Below are 19,666 nucleotides of genomic sequence, written 5' to 3' on the forward strand. Positions count from 1 at the left end.
TTACAAGCCATGCTTGCTATACCAATTAAGATAGCGTTGTAGGCGATCGCGCAGGTAACTCGGCTTGCTAATATCGTGGGATTGCTCAGGATAAATAATCAATTGAGTATCAACCCCTAAACTTTTGAGTGCTTCATACATCTGCTCGGAGTTGTGCAACGGAACAGAAACATCGCGATCGCCACCCAGAAATAGTGTTGGTGTTACAATTCGGTCGGCGTGCAGGAACGGAAAAGAAACTCTTAGCCAAGTGTTGAGGTTTTTCCACGGCACGCCCAATTCCTGTTCGTAGTCATAAATATACTCGTCAGTACCGTATCCTGCCAAAATATTGGAAATACTAGCTCCACTTACCGCAGCTTTGAAACGGGTATCTTGGGCAATCGTATAGTTTGTTAACATACCACCGTAACTCCATCCACCTATTCCCAACCGAGATGGATCGGCTATTCCTTGTGCTTCAACGTAGTCAACAGCAGCAAGGACATCTTGAACATCTTTATTTCCCCAGTCAGCGTAAATAGCCTTCGAGAACGCTTCACCCCGTCCCGAACTACCCCGTGGATTAACTGCAACGACAACATAACCTTTTGCTGCAAACAGCTGCCAGTCATACATAAACTGGTTTGTGTACTGCCCAACTGGGCCACCATGAAGTTGAAGGAGTGTTGGGTATTTCTTTCCTGGTTGAAAATTTGGTGGTTTGACTAAGAAACCGTGGATTTCGGTGCCGTCTTTACTCTTGAAACTAATTTCTTCCGTGGTTCCTAATAGAAGTTGGGCAAGCAATTCCTGATTTTGGTGCGATATTGAACGCAGTTCACTTCCTTTAAGGGTAAAAACCTCACTTGGTTGCTGCGGCATTGAGGATAACAAGGCAATCCTGTCGTCACCCGCTAAGTCAAAGGCGCTGATATTTCTACGTCCACCTAGTAATCGCTCTATTTTACCGCCTGCTACTGGTACTTTTGCTAAGTGAACATTGCCATCGTCTTCCAGCAAAAACAGAATTGATTTGCCATCAGATGTAAAGCGTGGCTTAACAACATTGCGATCGAGTTTTGCTGTTAACAGGCGTGGAGTACCTCCTTCCGATGGAATAACGGCAAGATGGTAAACAGCGTACTCAATTAGCTTTTCAGGGCCTCCTTGCAGATAGGCTATTAACTTCCCATTTGGACTCCAAACAGGTCGGCTACCCCAGGAGGGATCGCAATCGGGGACTTCATTGGTAGTTATTTGATGTACTTTTGCTCCTGGTTGGGCTTGGATTGTGTAGACATCCCAATTGTTATGCCGATCAAAATCAGCACCACGCTTGCTGACAAAAGCAATCTTCTTGCCATCTGGAGACCAGCTGGGCAAATACTCATTAAATTCACCTGGCGTTAGAATATCTGCTTTGTGAGTTGCTAAGTCAAACAGGTAGAGGTGTTCGCGACTTTTTCCAAGATATCCAACGCCGTCTTCCTGAAATTGAAAGCGATCGATGACAATTGGCTGTGCCGTCTTTTGTTCGTTGTGAGTTTCTGGGGGTGGATCGTCGGCGATTACAGCCAGTTGTTTGCCATCGGGCGACCAAACGAAATCAGAAACGCCTCCTGGAAAATCTGAAATCTTTTTTGCTTCTCCATCGGCAAGATTCAGCAGCCAAATTTGATTGTCTTCACTGTCGGACTGACGACTGGAGAGAAAAGTTAGGTACTTTCCATCAGGACTGAAACGAGGAGAACTTTCGCTATCTTTACTGTTAGTTAATTTTAGGGTGCGGGAGCCATCCCACGAAGTCAGATAAATATGGTTGTTGACAGAATCATTCTTGATATCGGTACTCTTGACTGTATAGGCTATCCAGGCTCCATCGCTAGAAATTTGCGGTTCGCTAACTTGGTGGAGAGCAGACATATCGTCTAGGGTAATCAGCCGTTTGGACGTTGCTTGAACCTTGAGACTCGTACCGATTAAAGCAGCGATCGCACTACAAGCTAATGCCAGTTCCCTAAACTTTTTCATGTTTGTTGTCAAAATTAGCAAGGACGCTTATCTTACATCTGTTAGTCACTTTGCTGGATGTTACTTGCAACTTTATTTTACAAACAGCCTCTTCTAAATTTGTCACGCTTGGGGGGAGGTTAAGTATGCTGTATTCTGAACTTCAGCGATAAATTGCTTTTTGAATAAATGCTTAATTTTATTTCCTATTTGTTTTTAGCTCAAGCATCGCCTTCTCCTGCACCGCAAGAAATCTTCGTTCCCCAACAAACAAGACCTTTAACAGGACATCTTGACGAAGTACCAGTATTTAACAGTAATAATCCAGAAGTAGTTAAGAGTGAAGGAATTCTGCTGTCTACATTTCCTCCTCAAGGAAAAAAAGTGCCCAGCGCCCACTTGAACTTTCCATTTCAGGGAAGGTTTGATTTATTTTCTCACCATATTGCTAGAGCGATTGAGACGCCAAATGATTTGCGGACTCTTTATTTGGGAGTGATTGTTTACAATCCTAGCGATCGCTCTGCAACTGTCAACATCTTGCAAGCAGCTAGTTATGTGAGTCAACCCGATGCACCTTTTGTCAAGCTTCCCCCCATGCTGTCAAATAATTCGGGAAACATTTATGCAGGGCCTGGCGATCGCGTGATGAATGATGTGCTGCGAACCAGACAACAAGGATGGCCAGCCCAGTTGGTAATTCCACCAAAACAAAGCCGGATGTTAATGAATCATCCCATTCCTGTGCGGACTTTAACGCCGCCATTGAATGGACGTTCTACTTTGTTACGTTTGTATAGCGATCGTCCTGTTTATCTGGCGAACCTGGCCATGTTTGCCAAACCCAATGCCGATGGTAGCGAACGAGCGCCTACTTTAGAAGAATGGGAGAATTTATTAGAAAATGGTGATTTTGCAGGGCCCCGCGAACCTGCACCCAGTCCTCCAGATAAACTTGCAGGGGCAACAGAAATTTACGGACGGGTAGCAGGGGTAGCTATTGGCTCTCGTTGGCAAGCACAAGTTACCGACTCTAATAGTTCATACCTGACAATTCCCGGATCGGGACAAGCTTTTTCTTACGGTTTAAGTACCCTTTTGGCTGGCAAAATGGGTACAGGACAAAACCAAACTGCTAAACTCGTAGCGCGTTATCCTGGTACTGCTTACGAAGCTCACGGCAACTATGGCATTGAATACAACATCTCTCTACCATTATTCAACAATACAGATAAGCCGCAAACTATAAATGTACTTTTCCAAACGCCTATCAAAGAAGATGAGTTAAGTAAACCAGGGCTTCGCTTTTTTTCACCACCTGAACCATCTGTGTTTTTCCGAGGTACAGTTCGTATTCGCTACAATGACGATAATGGCTTACCCAGAACCCAATATTGGCATTTAGTTCAACAACGGGGACAGATGGGAGAACCGCTGGCTCAATTAAAAATATCTCCTGGACAGCACCGACTGGTAGAAGTGGATTTTCTCTATCCACCTGATGCTACGCCTCCTCAAATGTTGACAATCCAAACTGTAGATCGAAATTAACAATTTAAAATTCCAGAAGTATTGTATGGAATACAAGTCTTGATTTGAGTGCAATTTCTGATAAAACAGATGTTGTTCTGAATCTACTGGGGCAAAATAGAAAACATGACGATTGAATCCAATTCCTCTAATCTACCAACCCCAGAAAACGATTCGCAACCAGATGACTTTGACGGTGGCGCAGCTGAGAAGAATCTAAACTCAGAAGTACTAGCAACACCACAAGCTCTAGCGGCGATCGCGTCTTTAAAATCTCCGCAATATACAACTGCATTACAACAAACTCGTTCGGAAGTCAAGCACCCTACTACCAAACAATTCACAGTTAAGCCCAGGGCATTGCTGATTACTCTAATCGCGATCGCCACCACCTTCATTGGAATTATCCTTAATAACTGGATCGTTGGCATTATCGGAACGCTGATGGCTTTGCTGCTATCCCTGGCGATATTATTGCCTTGGTTGCAAGAAGTTTTAGACGAATGGTTTTCACCTCAAGAACGCACTCTGTTTGTGGCTTTTTTGGGATTACTAGTAGCCATTATCGGCACGATCAGGTTCACAGGTGTAGGCGATCGCTTGCTGCTTTTAGGACGCCAAATTAACTGGGACATTGCTGGAACCCTCGCTGATTGGTTTGGCGCTTTGGGGCAAATTCTCATCGCTATCATCGCCGTTTACGTAGCATGGCGACAATATGTTATTTCTAAAGACTTGACAATTCAGCAAAACCTGCTGACAGTTCAGCAAAATATCATCACCCAGCAACAGACAATTGATTCCTACTTCCAAGGCGTTTCCGACTTGGTATTAGATGAAGAAGGATTATTAGAAGATTGGCCCCAAGAAAGAGCGATCGCTGAAGGACGCACTGCGGCAATTTTAAGTAGTGTCGATGGTAGTGGGAAAGCGAAAATTCTCCGTTTTTTGTCACGTTCCAAGTTACTGTCACCCCTAAAACGCGATCGCTTATTAGGTCGAGCTATTCTTGATGGAACTGGCGGATATGCAGAAGACCGCCTCGAAGGTGTGCGCGTCATCGATTTAGGCGTAATGCTAGCCGCAGCCGACCTTTCTGGTACTGATTTACGTTGGACTGATCTGAGCGAAGCTAATCTTGTCCGCGCCAATCTGAGCGGTTGTGATTTAGTAAAAGCCAACCTCTCCCGCACAATTTTATATGGTGCGAATCTCAATGATGCTGACATCAACGGGATTCGCCTATTCTATGGTGTAGTAGATAAAGCCTCACCCCGCAGTCGCACCCAAGCACCAGATTATGAAACCGGCGAACAAACCGGCGCTGTGGTAGAAAATGCCGATTTCAGCAACGTACAACGAATGTCTGAGTCTACACGTAACTACTGTTGCACTTGGGGTGGCGAGAAAACTAGAGGTACTATTCCTGGTGGTTGTGAAGGTATTCCTAATAAGTTGGGAAGATAATTATAAGACTAGATAAAAAATTAGTTAGCCGCATTAAAAATCTGCTGTGCAGTTAAATTTAATTGGGGAAAGGTAGGTGATGAAATCGCGGTGTTACCTTGAAACGCTGTCATTTGATATTCACCATCAACTAATTCGCATACAAAAATAGTGGGTTGTTTGGGATTACCGATGAACTTTCTTGCACCCAATGCAGCATAATCAGCAATCCAATATTCGGGAATGCCCATTTCTTCATAATCTCCAAATTTATTGTAGTAATCATCTCGCCAGTTGGTTGAAACAACTTCGATGACTATTGGAACCGATGCAGCTTGGCTTACTGTTGACTGTTTTTGAAAAAGCGGTTCATTGTCGAGATTATCAAGATTTAGCAGCAACACATCAGGCGAATAAGCGGATTCGGCAGAAGCAGTTTGGAGCAATACAGTTTTGGGAATTCCGTAGGGTAAATTGAGACGATCAAACTCCACAGTTAATTTCCGCGACAAAAATGCAATAACTTTTTCATGTGTTCCGGTTGGAGGCGGCATTTCAATAATTACTCCTTTGTGCAACTCATAGCGTTTTGCATCATTGGGATACCATTCGATAAATTCATTAAAGGTGAGTAATTTGGGCAACGCTTGGATCATAATCTTACCTCCATATATGTTTTACTTTATCATCCAATAAATGTTGATTAGGACTTACGCATTGACAAAGTGATAAAAGAGTATCATATTGTACAAAAATTCTTGACATTGCCTACAAGTATTAATTTGCTTGCAAAAGTTTAGACAAAATGCCAGCATTCTAGAAATTTGATTGCTATATTAGATTAAATAACTATTCTGGCAAGGGTTGAAAAGCTGTGCGGGATGATTTACAGGGATTGGAAATTAGTCAGAACGATCTGCAAAAGCTGACTAATTTACCTGTCAATGAGGAACTTTTAATCATTACAAATCCTCTCAAGAGATTAGTAAATGTATATATACAAAAACTTCAAAGCTCTGAAGGAGCAACTGTGGTTTTTATTGGATTTTCTACATTTATTTTTATCTATATTTTATTCGATTTAATTATTAAAATGTTTGTGACGTGGATAACAATTCCATCATGGATATTATTATTTTTTTTAGGACTTTGGGCTGGTGGTCTGACGCAAAGCATTTTATATTTTGTCTGGAAAAGTAAAAGTAAGCTTGTTAAAGCTAACATGACAAAATCTCTGCAAATCCTGTTAAATGAGGTTAATAGATATAATACTGTTATTAGAGTTATAGATATCAATGACCAAATAGAAGAAGCTGGTAATCCAGAAGTGATTATAAAGGAAAGGGAGGATGTAATCGAAGCGCTTAAACTCACCAAAGCTGATTTAGTTCGCGCTTTGAAGACAGAAAGGATTTTAAGAGAAAATAAGAATTTTATCCTCAGTAATACAGAACTATTTATCAACAATTTAGCAACGTTAACAGCGATGCAAGTAACAGAGGAGGCTACTGAACATGGAAGGTTACTCAATGAAGCATTACAAATTGCATTAGATGTGCAATACGAAATGAAAAGATTACAGACTCAACGTTAAGATAATTCGTAATTAAGTTTTGTAATAGGAATTTAGAAAGCACTCGTAAATTCACTCGGTACTCAGTCAGAGTGAGAGAAAGCGTAGATGCTACTGATAAATCCATAGAGGTTACTGGGTGAGTTAGCTTCCAATCTGCTAGTAAAATATTCTTAATGGCTTTTTTCCATAATCTTTCCCACGGTTGCAATCCCCGGTCTACCATAAAGAATAATCGTAAAGCGATCGCTTATCCGTATGGACTGGAAAGAAATTAGAGGGAACTGGGTAATCATTCCCCAAAATCCCATAGGTATCGTTCATTTTTTAGGAGGTGCATTTGTCGCCACTGCACCACACATCACTTATCGCTGGTTGCTCGAACAACTGGCAAGTAAAGGCTACGTTGTAATTGCTACGCCTTTCGTCAATACATTGGATCATACTGCGATCGCAAAATCCGTGCTGTTAAACTTTGACCGCACCCTCGAACGATTGCACGATTCTGGGGCATTACGCAAGCTTTACTTCCCTATCTACGGCGTTGGACACAGTATGGGCTGTAAACTCCACTTGCTGATTGGTAGCCTGTTTAAAGTAGAACGTGCAGGGAATATTTTAATATCCTTCAACAACTACGCCGCTAAAGAAGCTATCCCTCTAGTAGAGCAGTTCAATTCTACTTTTGCGATTGAATTTACCCCCTCACCGTTGGAAACTAACAAACTTGTCCAAGAACATTACAATATCCGGCGCAATTTATTAATAAAATTTAGTAATGACACCATCGATCAATCGGCAGCTTTAACCAAAATCTTACAAGAACGTTTTGATGAGATGGTGACAGCGAAAACGTTACCAGGAAATCATACAACACCTTTAGGTCAAGATATTAAATGGCAAACGGGAACATCTTTTACCCCCTTTGATGCTTTAGGGCAATGGTTCAAACAAGAAGCATACCGCGACTTAAACCAGTTAAAAAGCAACATTCTTTTATGGCTAAATCCTTTGGGAACGCCATAATATTTTATGACTCTTAAATAGTCGTAAATTTGCTCGGTAAATAGAAATGAGTTATAGTGCTTCTTTCTCATTTGAGTCTAATAAAGACCAAACTCTCAACTCCTTACGCTTGTTGCCCCAACGTCAGGTACTTTCTCTTAAAAAGAGAGAGTAGTCAAAGTCTATTGCATACATAGACACGTAGCCGCTACTGTACGAGTTATCTGTTCGTCCTAGCGTCTCCCCTTCTCCCAAAGGGAGAGGCTAACGCCAAGGGAGAAGGAGTACCCGCAGGGTACGATCGGCGCTATAGCATCTCTGTATTGATACTACTAGCTTATTAGCTCATATCATATTTTTATTTTCTAGTTTGACAAAAAATTATTAATGAGTGTTTTCAAAAAATTTATATGTTTCAAATACTAATAATTGATGACGATCATTCAATAAAAATACTCCTGAAAAGGATGTTGGAAAAACAGGGTTATGAGGTCGTTACTGCCAGTAGCGGCGAGGAAGGAATAGAAAAAGCACAGGTTTATCGTCCAGCACTAATTATTTGTGATTGGATCATGCCGGGATTGAATGGTCTGGAAGTTTGCCACCACATTAAGACAGACCCAAAATTTTTCACCACATTTTTTATTTTATTAACATCCTTAGATTCCGTTGCCGATTGCGTCAAAGGTCTAGACGCTGGTGCTGATGATTTTATCTCTAAACCTATTGAGCATAATGAATTACAAGCACGGGTAAGAGCAGGATTACGCTTGCATCAGTTGAGTAGAGATTTGCAGGCTCAAAAGTTGCTTCTAGAATCAGAAATGTCAGAAGCAGCAGAATATGTGCGATCGCTGCTACCTCTTTCAATGACTGAACCCTTCAATATAAATTTTCGATTCATTCCTTCACGACAACTAGGCGGTGACTGTTTCGATTACTATTGGCTCGATGATGACTATCTAGCAATTTACTTACTCGATACCGCCGGACATGGACTCAAAGCTACTCTTCCTTCTGTTTCAGTGCTAAATCTGCTGCGTTCCCGTGCGCTCAAAGGTTTCGATTACTATCAACCTAGTGATGTATTGAAAGGTTTAAATGACACTTTTCAGATGAATTATCAAAATGATAAATACTTTACGATTTGGTACGGAGTTTACAACCGAATCAACCGCCAGTTAATTTATGCTAGTGCAGGTCATCCACCAGCAGTTTTAGTAACCGGCACATCTCCAAGAAAGTCTGAAGTTCAACTCCTAAAAACCCCTGGTATGCCAGTTGGCATGTTTCCAGAGGCAAAATATATTGATGGGTTTTGCAATATTGAAAAATTCAGTACCCTTTATATTTTTAGTGATGGCGCTTATGAAATAACTAAATCAGACGGCACACTTTGGAGTTTGGATGCTTTTATTCAGCTACTAGTTAGCTTACAAGATCCTGTTGATAGCCAACTCGATCGCGTACTCAGTTATTTAATAGCTCTGAACTCCAAAGATGCTTTTGATGATGATTTATCTATTTTGCAAATTAAGTTTGATTAATTACGTGTTAGAGACTAAAACCTGATTAAATGCGTCTTGGCTGGGAAAGATTTCAAATACTTTATCCATATTAGTCAGTTCAAATAATATCCTGACCTGCTCATTAATTGAGCAGAGAACAAGCTTAATATCTGCGGCTCGCAAGGTTTTAAAAGCTAATACTAAAGCTCCCAAACCCGAACTATCCATAAACGTTACATCTTTAAAATCAACTAACACAATTTTCGCACCACTTTCTAGAATATTTGTGATATTTTGCCGAAAGTCTTGTGAAGTTGTGGCATTCAAATTACCACTGAGCTTAATAACTTTTACTTGTTCTCTCATAATTATGTCACTCTGACTTATGTAAATAATACTCTGATTTCGCTATTATAGAACATTTAAAAATGCTTGTAAAATAAAATTTAAGATTAGAGATGGAATAATTATTAATCATTAATCAGGATAGAGAAGGATTAATTATCAAAATTTGAATCTATTTTCTTGTAATTTTAAAAAACTATTAGTTCAATTAAATATAGTTTTTTAACTATAAATAGATCAGCTATAAATCAACCAGTTAAGTAAGCTCGCATAATAAACAACTAGTAGATTTAGTTTTATAAAGATGTTAAAATGACCAATTTATAAGCCGTTCGTTGATTTGATGTTCTATCATATATGTTGATTTTTTGACGACGACTTATTTGCATCTTATCGATTTAGATATATACTTACTTATATACAAGCTGAAGTTAGTGCTTTTCAGATTATTTCCCAAAAATTTTTGCAAAACTGAGATTCTCCAATAAATCTCACGATCGTAGCTGTCATTAAGCAATTCAAAATTCAAACAGTCTGAGCTACACTTACGTATAGCTAAACCTGGTCTAGCAGCAGCTTTTCCTCCGTGAGTATTTATGATAGTAACTAGGATCTACATTTATTTATGTCCAATTACTTACATAATTGAAAGAATTTACCTCTGGACTACCGCTCTAGAGCCAAAAATTTAGGTTTCAACAGCGCCAAGCAAGCTAGAACCGACACCAAGGCTTTAAAAGAAGTTTTCTCAAGGCGATCGCCTTTGCTATTTTAGTATTCCCAATATCTGTCATTTATCGACAAACAATACAAAAAGTAAAGAGTTATGAATTTGTTACTCCTAACTCCTGGAAAGACTTGGGTTAATCGCGTCTCTATTCCTCACGCTCTCAAACAGGACTCACTTTAGCTCTGTAAAGCAACTTCTCACCTTGAAGGTAGCCAGTGTAGCGTACTTTGACTGTTTCTCCAGGTTGTGCAGTTCCCTCCAGCAATTGGTGCAGTTGGGGATCGTAAGGTAATTCTGCTCCCACAGGGGCGATCGCTTCCACTCCCCACGCCTGTAATAGCTTTTCTAGGGGTTTCTGCACCAAAGGTACTATTTTGACTGCTGCTAGCTGGGGATTCTCCTGCGCTTTCTGTGCTGCTGTTGGCCATTGCAATAATAAAGACTCCAGCAGTTGTAAACTCGACTGCTGGAGTTCTTGTAGTAATAATTCTCGCTGTTGTTCTAATTGAAGCTGCGAGCGATCGTACTCTCTTCTTAAATCTGTAATTTCTTGTAACAATTCCTGAGTAGGCGCTGTTTTCTCTTGTAATAACTCTACGGTTGAAAAAGTTGCGATTAATTCATTCAATGGCATCTGTAGCACTGGCGAAAGCTTAAGCAGCACATCTACCCGCATCTGCTCTAACTTTCCTTGGCGTAAGCGTAAAAGTTGACGCTCTGAGACACCAGCAGCGCGACTCAGCCCTTTAAAACTAGAAATACCTACCTGTTGCATTAAATCTTGCAACTTTTGGGAATGGAGCATTGGAAATGGGGCATTGGGAATGGGGCATTGAGAATGGGGCATTGGCGATTAAGTTTTTTCTCTGTTCCCTATTGCCTATGCCCTATTCCCTATTCTTTATTCTTCCAGTAAACTTCTCAACATCCAAGCTGTCTTTTCGTGTACTTGCATCCGCTGAGTCAATAAATCGGCGGTAGGTTCGTCGTTAACTTCCTCTATCACCGGAAAAATAGACCGTGCAGTTCTGACTACAGCTTCTTGTCCTTCCACAAGTTCGCGAATCATCTCCACAGCTTTTGGAACTCCGGGAGTTTCTGGAATCGAACTTAGTTTGGCATATTCGCTGTAGGTTCCTGGTGCAGGATAGCCAAGCGCTCTAATTCTTTCGGCTATTAAATCAACTGCTAAGGCTAATTCTGTATACTGGGTCTCAAACATCAAATGCAATGTTTGAAACATCGGCCCCGTTACATTCCAATGGAAGTTATGAGTTTTCAGATACAGTGTATAAGTGTCAGCTAACAGGTGAGATAAGCCATCGGCAATTTTAGCCCTACTCGCCTCGTCAATGCCGATATTTACATTTTTGACTGTTACTTTCGATGACATAATTTTCTCCTAATTAGGTTATATGTAATGGGGGATTGGAAATTGGGCATTGGGCAGAAGAGGCAGAAGTTCTAAAATGTTTGAATTTTGAATACTTCGGCTACGCTCAGTACAAGTTTTGAATTTTGAATTGATTTCTCCCCTGCTCCCTCATCTCCCCACTCCCATTCTCTATGCCAAGTGCATCTTCAAAACGCTACGGGGTGCTTTACGAACTCTGGCTAAAACGGTTTCTTTGCCTAAACGCTGGCAAGCTTCATACCGATGGCAACCAGAAAAGCCATAATATTGTCCATCTACTTCTAGGACATCAATAGGTTCTTGCTGCCCAATCTCCGCAATCGATTCCATTAAGGCTTGTACTTTATTTGGATCGTTTGTACGCGGCAATGGCCGTTTTATCTGATTTAATGGAATTTCTTGGACTTTAACCATAAAGAGTTTATCCAACTAGTTCTGTTTTTTGTCTCTATATAAATCATAGTCATTATGACTTCGTTTTGCAACTAGTATTTAGGGCAAAATTGGTAATGGTATCATTGGAGCATTCATGCGACAAAAAAACCGCACTACAAAGCAATTGGAAAATCAGCTCCAACGACGCATTAAGGGGCAGAAGACGCTTGAGTACTCGCTATCGCTTCCCTATCAGATAGCCATGAAATTTTCGTTTTGGCGTTTTCCCCACGCTGTGCTTACAACATTTTGTCTATTGGGACTGACTGCTGCATCAGGGCCTGAGAGCAACATCCAGGATATAGAACTGAAAATTGGGATTGTGCAGCGATTTGGCGCCGAAGCCACAGCCAAGCTGCAACTCGAACCGATCAAAGGCGATCGCTTAAAGCTAAAATTTCAAGTAGGCAATAAGCAGCAAGTCTTGTTTACGAAAAATCCTGTAAAGCTGGAAACAGTCATGCAAGCTTTACCCCAGTCAGCAGTCCAAGAAGTAGTAGTTTTGGGCACATACCGTACTTTTGAAACTGCGGAAGACAGTGCTAATAAATGGCGTTCTCAGGGAATGGAAGTGGAAATAGCCCAGCCAGAACGCTGGCAGGTTTGGGCTAAACGAGATGTTTACAGCACCCCTTTACTGCGACGCTTGTTATTACAAAACATCCAAGCTTCTACTCAAGATAAAGTATATCTTGATACTACAATTTTGAAGCAAGTGCCGCGAGTGAGCTGGGTAGTGGATGGTAATCGCTATAGCCCAAATAACTTGGAAATTAGCACTGATAAAAACTTGATTCGGGTAAATAAAAGCGAAAAACCAGAGTTTGCTCGTCTTTATGCCGGTCGAATGAATTTGCAGCCAAATGCTTATGGCACATACACTCTCGTTAATCAAGTACCTTTAGAAACTTATTTGCGTGGGGTTGTACCTTACGAAATAGGAACAGATGCACCAAAAGCGGCGCTGGAAGCCCAGGCAATTCTCGCCCGGACTTATGCTTTGAGAAATTTACGTAGGTTTGCCGCCGATAACTATCAGTTGTGTGCTGATACTCACTGCCAAGTTTATTATGGGCTGAAGGGAGCAGCGGCCAAAACAGACCAAGCGATCGCCTCAACTAAGGGTAAAGTACTAACTTATCAAAATGAACTCATAGACGCCCTGTATTCTTCTACCACTGGTGGCGTCACCGCTTCCTTTAGCGATGTCTGGAATGGCGAAGATCGGCCCTATCTGCGCCCTGTACTGGATGCTCCGACTAATTTTTGGGACTTGTCTAAGCAGAATTTAGCAGATGAAAAGAACTTTCAGAAATTTATTAATACGCAACAAGGATTTAATGAAAGCAAGTGGGATATGTTTCGTTGGCATAAGGAAACGCCTTTAAAAGATATTATCAAGGACTTGCAAAAGTTTTTACAGGTGAAAAACAGTCCCCATACCAAATTTAAGACAATTCAGGCTATGGCAGTAGTGGAGCGCAGCCAGAGTGGACGTATCCTAGAACTTGCGGTTAAAACCGATCGCAGTACTTTTATTTTGCACAAAGACGAAGTTCGCAGTGCTTTTGCCGCTCCTACAAGTACGCTTTTTTACATCGAACCCCTGAACAAAGGCAAACCAGAACTCTGGGGATACGCTTTTATTGGTGGTGGATTAGGACATGGAGTTGGCTTGAGTCAAACTGGCGCTCAAAATTTAGCTAAACTAGGTTGGTCAAGTCCAAAAATTCTCCAATTTTACTATCCTGGTACTCAGATTCAAATTCTCAACAAAAAAACTAAGCTTTAAGCTTATTAACATTTAAGTTGCATCTTTCGCTAGGAGTCGGGAGTTAAGAAGAGGTAAAAAATAGAGAGCAAACTCATACTTAAAAAATTAAGCAGGAACACAACATTTACTGTGTTCCTGCTCAACACAAAATTAGACTTTTTGTCAAAGTCCCTTCAGAGGTACACACGGCATTGCATTGCCAGGATGTTAACTCTAGATATCTTGTTTGTATTTTGTCAACATTAGTAACTCTTGCAAGTTTATGGTTGAGTCGCTTAACTCTTAGTAAAGGTCTTCTTCTTTGTGAGTTTCGATTGTTACGTCAGAGGTTGGATAGGCGACACAAGTCAGTACATATCCTTTTTCTATTTGTTCATCATCTAAGAATGACTGGTCACTCTGATCGACAGTACCCTTGGTAAGTTTACCTGCACAGGTCGAGCAAGCACCAGCGCGGCAAGAATAAGGCAAGTCAAGACCAGCTTCTTCAGCAGCATCTAGAATATAGGTATCGTCTTCAACTTCAATTGTTTCGTTCAGTCCTTCAGCGTCGTTGATTAGTGTGACTTTATAACTTGGCATTGAGTAATCCTCTCTTTTGCGAACGGCAGTATAAGTTATCTTAAGGCAAAGGTCACGGCTGTTCTGTGGAATTAGCCGTTAGTTCAAATTTGCTTCAATTCTGATACTACGAGAAAAATTAAACGATGTGACTGGAAATTGAACGCGATTAGTAATGAAATTTAGTTACTTAATCCCGATAAGTTTTGTTTATATTATTTTCGACCCTATTCAGGTTGTAATTAGAAAAAATTATATACCTAAAACATAAACATGAGTAAGGTTAATGTTACCGAAATGTTGTAGAACTTACGTAGAAAAGATTCCCCGGCTCCTTGAAAAAATAGGGCTGTTTCATTTTCTAATCTGATTTAAATGCGCCCGTTATAACAGTAGAGATGTAATTTTTCTTTTGCCATTTTTTTGCTCATAATATTGACAAATTTCTGAGATTATGGATAAAAAAAGGCTTTTGTTTTGAAGTCTTCATTTTTGAGTACACGTAATTCTATTAAATAGGACTTACGCACTGAAGCCTGAAACCCCGATCCCCTCTAACTTTCAAGGGCAGGCTTTTAGGCTTTCGATAAATAGTTGAGAATGTTCTCAATTATTGAACGTAGTTTTAAGTTCTCAGACAATGGTTTTGGTTTTAAAATCCCAAAAATTTGTCTAATCAAAAAAACCTGCCCCAGAAAGATCCCCCCTAACCCCCCTTTGCAAGCTACGGTGTACACACAAGTCCAAGTAAACTAATAACAGAAGGAGTTGTGGGGAGTAAGAAGTGGTGGAAAATCCAATAAGAATTCACGCTCAACTGGTTGAGGGAAAAGCATTTGGAGACCCTCGACTGATAAAAAGGGGGCAGCATTGTACGAAGCAATGGGAAAACATCAATCAGTCAGCATTCGTCAAATCAGTAGAAATAGAGCAGAACAAGTGGGATACTACCGCTTTTTGGAAAATGAGAATGTGACAGTAGGAGAATTAGTCCGAAGCCTGTCAGACCAGTGCGTATTACAGGTAGAAGGAAAGCATATATTAGCAATAAGTGATACCAGCGAAATTAACTTGCAGGCTCATGTAGGCAGGTTAAAAGCAAAGGGGAAAGGTGTAGTAGGAAACAACACAGATGTGGGATTTTATATTCATCCCACTCTAATATTGGATGCAGAAAATGGATTTCCTTTGGGGATAAGCACAGTACATCTATGAACTAGAGACATCAACCATGCGGATAAGCATGAGCGAAAGTACCACAAATTGCCGATAGAACAGAAGGAGTCATATAAGTGGTTGCGTTCGGCAACGGATACTCAAAGATGTTTAAGTATTGGGTTAGCCAAAGTAGTGACTCATATCGCCGACCGAGAAAGCGATTTGTATGAGGAATTTGCCACTGTACCAAATCGAGACAATCATGTATTGGTAAGAGCTTGCCAAGACCGTCGCCTTGCAGGACAAACTCAATCGCTTTATACGTATTTAAACCAACAATCTAGTGAGGGAACTTATACCGTAGATGTCCCGGCAGATTCACGTATCGGTAGAACCGCAAGAGAGGCATTATTAATCCTTCGCCGTGCGGTGGTGAAAATTCAACGTCCAGATCAATTGAGTGCTTTAGATTATCCCGCTAGTGTAACGCTTTATGCAGTTGAAGCTGTGGAAGTCAACCCACCTGTTGGTCAAGAACCGATTCATTGGCGATTGCTGACGACTCACCAAGTCGTTTGTTTAGAACAAGCATTACAAGTGATTAGATGGTATACATGGCGATGGCGAATTGAACAGTTGTTTGCCACCCTCAAAAAAGCCGGATTAAATCTCGAAGCTACCCAGTTAGAGTCGATTGCTGCCATCCAACGACTAACTGTGTTGGCTTTGTCTACTGCTGTGAGAATTTTACAATTGATTCAGGGACGAGAAAATCCTGATTTGCCTGCAACTGTTGCCTTTTCGGACGAGCAACTGCAATGCTTGTCTACGATGCCTGCGGCGGGCTACGCCTACGCACCAACTCTCGATGGGAAAACTCAATTGCAACAAAATCCTTATCCTCCTCAAACCCTTGCTTGGGCTACTTGGATTATTGCTCGACTTGGTGGTTGGTCTGGTTATAAGTCTCAGAAACCTCCCGGAATTACTACTTTGATTCGCGGATTATATCAGTTTGAATCTACCTTTTTTGGCTGGAAACTCGCTCTAGGACTACTTGTGTGTACACCGTAGCCTTAAAAAAGGGGGGAACCTCTAAAGCCCCCTTTTTAAGAGGGTTGGGGGATCTGAGTGCGTAAGTTCTATTAAAGTCTTATCGATCCTTGAGGAGGTAGGACGAATGTTGTAAAGTCTAGACTGGTGAACCCCATAAAGAGAGAATCTGACTCCTAGAAGCGTGGGAAGATCGAGAACAGAACTAATGAGGATCGTGTATAATTCAGAAGCAGCTTTGGAAAAAGCAAGAGTGCGTGTAGGTTTGGTAGGTACTGGGTATGCGGCAAAGTTTCGGGCTGAGGCATTGCTCCATGATGAGCGATCGCACATAGTCGCAGTTGTTGGTCATACAAGAGAAAAAACCGAAAGCTTTGCCAAAGAGTACCAGATTGAAGTCTTGAGTACTTGGCAAGAGCTAGTAGAGCGTGAAGATATAGACCTAGTAGCGATCTCCACTATTAATCGAGATCATGGGGCGATCGCTCGTGCAGCACTTACCAACGGCAAACATGTAATTGTAGAGTATCCTCTTTCGTTGGATGTATTTGAAGCCGAGGAACTGATTGCCTTAGCCAAAACACAACAAAAACTCCTGCACGTTGAACATCTGGAACTTTTGGGTGGTTTGCATCAAGCTTTGAAGCAAAACTTAGACAAAATTGGTGAGGTATTTTATGTTCGCTACAGCACCATCAATCCTCAAAATCCTGCACCCCGCAAATGGACTTATAACCACGAGTTGTTTGGCTTTCCCTTAATTGGTGCCTTGTCTCGCCTACATCGCCTGATCGATTTATTTGGTACAGTATTTACTGTTAACTGTCACCAGCGATATTGGGAAATAGAACCGGAATACTACCAAACCTGTTTCTGCAATAGTGAACTGTGCTTTAACAGTGGACTTTTAGCCCAAGTAGTGTATGGCAAAGGCGAAAGTATTTGGCAATCAGAGCGGAAGTTTGAAGTTCACGGTGAAAAAGGTGGTTTAATTTTTGATGGCGACACCGGAATATTCGTGCAGCCAGGGGAAACAACACCTATAGAGGTTGGGCCTCGCCGGGGTTTGTTCGCTAAAGATACGAGGATGGTGTTAGACCATCTTTTTGACGGGACTCCTTTGTACGTTACCCCAGAGGAAAGCTTGTATACCCTGCATGTTGCTGATACTGCACAAAGAGCTGCACAGACAGGGTTAACTATGTTTATGAAAGATACTTTAGATAAAAGTTAATGAAAACTGAACTAATTGTTATTTTATCCCAACGAGAAATAGAGAAAATGCGTCAAGCTGGGCGTTTAGCTGCTAAACTTCTCCAGCATCTAGAACCCTTTGTGAAACCAGGGGTTAGCACTCTCGAACTAAATGATGAAGCCGAACGTTGGACGCAAGCGCATGGAGCAAAAAGCGCACCCCTTGGCTATAAGGGTTATCCTAAATCGATTTGTACCAGTGTAAATGAGGTAATTTGTCACGGCATTCCCAACGCCAAGCAAATTCTTAAGGAAGGTGACATCATCAATATTGATGTGACGCCAATTGTTGAAGGTTATCACGGCGATACATCCAAGACATTTTTTGTTGGTTCTCCTTCCCCAAAAACGAGAAAGCTGGTAGAGGTGACAGAAGAGTGTTTGCGTCTAGGTATTGCTGAAGTTAAACCTGGGGCACGCATTGGCGATATTGGTGCAGCCATTCAAGAGTATGCTGAAGGACAAGGCTTTTCTGTAGTGCGAGATTTCGTTGGCCACGGCATCAGTAATATTTTCCATACTGCGCCGGATGTTCCCCACTATGGCACACGCGGTAAGGGCAAGCGTCTCAGACCAGGGATGGTTTTTACCATTGAGCCAATGATTAATGAAGGTACTTACGAAGTCGAAGTTCTGGGCGATAAGTGGACGGCGGTAACGCGCGATCGCAAGCTTTCTGCTCAATGCGAGCATACCTTAGCTGTAACTGAAGATGGGGTTGAAATCCTTACCTTACCTGAAGGCGAGAATTACTGGGCTGTATGAGTAACGAGAAAAGAAAAGTTTTTGCTCCCCTCTCCTGGTAGGAGAGGGGCTGGGGGAGAGGTCAAAATAGCACTCGTCGAACTCACATTAACATGAGTCCCTTTTCCCTAAGAGTGCAAAAATATATTTTTGCAAGAGACTCCATAAGTGAAACTCACAAGGAACAATGAAAATACTTATCCGGTTTTGCAAATTGTCGTTAAGAAACTGGTGGCGAAGTTTCCGCAGTGGAGTATCGCTTGCGTAAATGGGATGCTGGTGAATTAGGAGGAGTAGTGAATCAATACAATCGAGAAGAGTTTTGGCTTGCTGTTTAATATCCAGATACCCTTGTCTAGAGCGTTACCCGGCAATGTAGTTAACTTGATGACACCTCAATGACATTTTGGGCAAAGCTTTTATAAGCATCGCCCATTTGTTTAGCTATCGAGTCAGGAAAGACGTGAAAATCCCCAGCTTTGAGAGCTTTTATTATCCCGTCTGCCACAAGTGCAGGTGACTGTGCAACCTCACTCATTCCTGCTGCATCGCTCATATCCGTGGCAATCGGGCCAGGGTGAACACTTAGCACAATCGTGCCCTGCTCACTCAATAGTTCTCGTAATGCCTGGGTGATTGAATAGGCCGCAGCTTTTGAGGCACAGTAAGTAGCAGAGTCGGAGAAAGCCTTGAGCGAAGCAACAGAATTGATTTGGGCAAAGACACCACCTCCATTGGCTTTGAGTACCGGGGCAAACGCCTGAGCCATGTAGATCAATCCATATACATTGATGTTCATCTGAAATTCGAGAGCGGCGATCGCATTCTCAGCTAAGGGAGTTCCAGCTTGAAAGACTCCTGCATTATTGATAACAACTTGCACATCTGGGGCAGTTTGAGCAGCAGCAACAATAGATTGGCGATCGCCTAAATCAACCTGAATTGGTACTACCCGTAAGCCGTATTGTTCAACCAATGAGGAGACACTGTTGAGCTGACGAACAGCCGCATAGACTTTAGTGGCTCCGTGTTCAATAAACGACTCAACTATCGCCTTGCCGATGCCGCGATTTGCGCCCGTAACCAAAATGGTTTTGTCTTTGATGTCGTAGTTCATTGGGATTTTTACTTATGGTTTTTCACG

16 protein-coding genes and 1 pseudogene are annotated in these 19,666 nt (G+C 41.6%); 9 read left to right on the forward strand and 8 right to left on the reverse strand.

Annotated elements, in window-relative coordinates; all coding sequences use genetic code 11:
* Positions 1-2,013 carry a prolyl oligopeptidase family serine peptidase gene (locus NSTC731_RS20420; protein ID WP_445626534.1) on the reverse strand — a complete coding sequence of 671 codons (2,013 nt, stop codon included), beginning with the start codon at positions 2,011-2,013 and terminating at the stop codon, positions 1-3.
* A gap of 168 nt (positions 2,014-2,181) precedes the next feature.
* Between NSTC731_RS20420 and NSTC731_RS20425 the strand changes: the two genes are divergently transcribed.
* Positions 2,182-3,543, forward strand: coding sequence for a DUF3370 domain-containing protein (locus NSTC731_RS20425; RefSeq protein WP_445626535.1), 1,362 nt, complete (start codon positions 2,182-2,184; stop codon positions 3,541-3,543).
* A gap of 105 nt (positions 3,544-3,648) precedes the next feature.
* Positions 3,649-4,989: a pentapeptide repeat-containing protein gene (locus NSTC731_RS20430; RefSeq protein ID WP_445626536.1), complete on the forward strand. Its 1,341-nt coding sequence runs from the start codon at positions 3,649-3,651 to the stop codon at positions 4,987-4,989.
* Between the two features lie 20 nt (positions 4,990-5,009).
* Here the strand turns inward: NSTC731_RS20430 and NSTC731_RS20435 are convergent, their stop codons facing one another.
* Positions 5,010-5,624, reverse strand: coding sequence for a Uma2 family endonuclease (locus tag NSTC731_RS20435; protein WP_445626537.1), 615 nt, complete (start codon positions 5,622-5,624; stop codon positions 5,010-5,012).
* A 218-nt stretch (positions 5,625-5,842) separates the two neighbouring features.
* Here NSTC731_RS20435 and NSTC731_RS20440 point away from each other — a divergent pair, with 218 nt between their 5' ends.
* From NSTC731_RS20440 to NSTC731_RS20450, 3 genes are all read left to right on the forward strand, one after another.
* Positions 5,843-6,562, forward strand: coding sequence for a hypothetical protein (locus NSTC731_RS20440; RefSeq protein WP_445626538.1), 720 nt, complete (start codon positions 5,843-5,845; stop codon positions 6,560-6,562).
* A 237-nt stretch (positions 6,563-6,799) separates the two neighbouring features.
* Positions 6,800-7,567: a DUF1350 family protein gene (locus NSTC731_RS20445; protein WP_445626539.1), complete on the forward strand. Its 768-nt coding sequence runs from the start codon at positions 6,800-6,802 to the stop codon at positions 7,565-7,567.
* Between the two features lie 389 nt (positions 7,568-7,956).
* Positions 7,957-9,093: a PP2C family protein-serine/threonine phosphatase gene (locus tag NSTC731_RS20450; RefSeq protein ID WP_445626540.1), complete on the forward strand. Its 1,137-nt coding sequence runs from the start codon at positions 7,957-7,959 to the stop codon at positions 9,091-9,093.
* On the opposite strand, the gene NSTC731_RS20455 is transcribed toward NSTC731_RS20450, so the two are convergent.
* The 4 genes from NSTC731_RS20455 to NSTC731_RS20470 form a co-directional block, all read right to left on the reverse strand.
* Positions 9,094-9,420 (reverse strand): STAS domain-containing protein, encoded by a 327-nt coding sequence (locus tag NSTC731_RS20455; RefSeq protein WP_322675524.1) that lies wholly within the window; start codon positions 9,418-9,420, stop codon positions 9,094-9,096. It abuts the gene before it with no gap.
* An 869-nt stretch (positions 9,421-10,289) separates the two neighbouring features.
* On the reverse strand, positions 10,290-10,976 hold the full coding sequence (gene grpE / locus NSTC731_RS20460) for a nucleotide exchange factor GrpE (RefSeq protein ID WP_445626541.1): 687 nt from the start codon (positions 10,974-10,976) through the stop codon (positions 10,290-10,292).
* A 54-nt stretch (positions 10,977-11,030) separates the two neighbouring features.
* Positions 11,031-11,522, reverse strand: a complete 492-nt coding sequence (locus tag NSTC731_RS20465; protein WP_289799395.1) for a Dps family protein — start codon at positions 11,520-11,522, stop codon at positions 11,031-11,033.
* Positions 11,523-11,693: 171 nt separating this feature from the next.
* Positions 11,694-11,957: a ParB N-terminal domain-containing protein gene (locus NSTC731_RS20470; protein WP_104907642.1), complete on the reverse strand. Its 264-nt coding sequence runs from the start codon at positions 11,955-11,957 to the stop codon at positions 11,694-11,696.
* 115 nt (positions 11,958-12,072) lie between these two features.
* Between NSTC731_RS20470 and NSTC731_RS20475 the strand changes: the two genes are divergently transcribed.
* Entirely contained in the window at positions 12,073-13,770 is a 1,698-nt protein-coding gene (locus NSTC731_RS20475; RefSeq protein ID WP_445626542.1) for a SpoIID/LytB domain-containing protein, read from the forward strand.
* A 264-nt stretch (positions 13,771-14,034) separates the two neighbouring features.
* Here NSTC731_RS20475 and NSTC731_RS20480 read toward each other — a convergent pair whose 3' ends face one another.
* Positions 14,035-14,334 (reverse strand): ferredoxin, encoded by a 300-nt coding sequence (locus tag NSTC731_RS20480; RefSeq protein ID WP_445626543.1) that lies wholly within the window; start codon positions 14,332-14,334, stop codon positions 14,035-14,037.
* 861 nt (positions 14,335-15,195) lie between these two features.
* Between NSTC731_RS20480 and NSTC731_RS20485 the strand changes: the two are divergent.
* The 3 genes and pseudogenes from NSTC731_RS20485 (at position 15,196) to map (ending at position 18,543) form a co-directional block, all read left to right on the forward strand.
* Positions 15,196-16,545 (forward strand): annotated as a pseudogene (locus NSTC731_RS20485) (IS4 family transposase).
* A gap of 187 nt (positions 16,546-16,732) precedes the next feature.
* Positions 16,733-17,758, forward strand: coding sequence for a Gfo/Idh/MocA family protein (locus tag NSTC731_RS20490; RefSeq protein ID WP_445626544.1), 1,026 nt, complete (start codon positions 16,733-16,735; stop codon positions 17,756-17,758).
* Positions 17,758-18,543 carry a type I methionyl aminopeptidase gene (map, locus tag NSTC731_RS20495; RefSeq protein WP_322675519.1) on the forward strand — a complete coding sequence of 262 codons (786 nt, stop codon included), beginning with the start codon at positions 17,758-17,760 and terminating at the stop codon, positions 18,541-18,543. Before NSTC731_RS20490 ends, map begins: the two co-directional genes overlap by 1 nt.
* A 358-nt stretch (positions 18,544-18,901) precedes the next feature.
* Here map and NSTC731_RS20500 read toward each other — a convergent pair whose 3' ends face one another.
* Positions 18,902-19,639: an SDR family oxidoreductase gene (locus NSTC731_RS20500; protein ID WP_445626545.1), complete on the reverse strand. Its 738-nt coding sequence runs from the start codon at positions 19,637-19,639 to the stop codon at positions 18,902-18,904.
* Positions 19,640-19,666: the final 27 nt, after the last annotated feature.

It is taken from the genome of Nostoc sp. DSM 114167 (genome assembly GCF_052692655.1).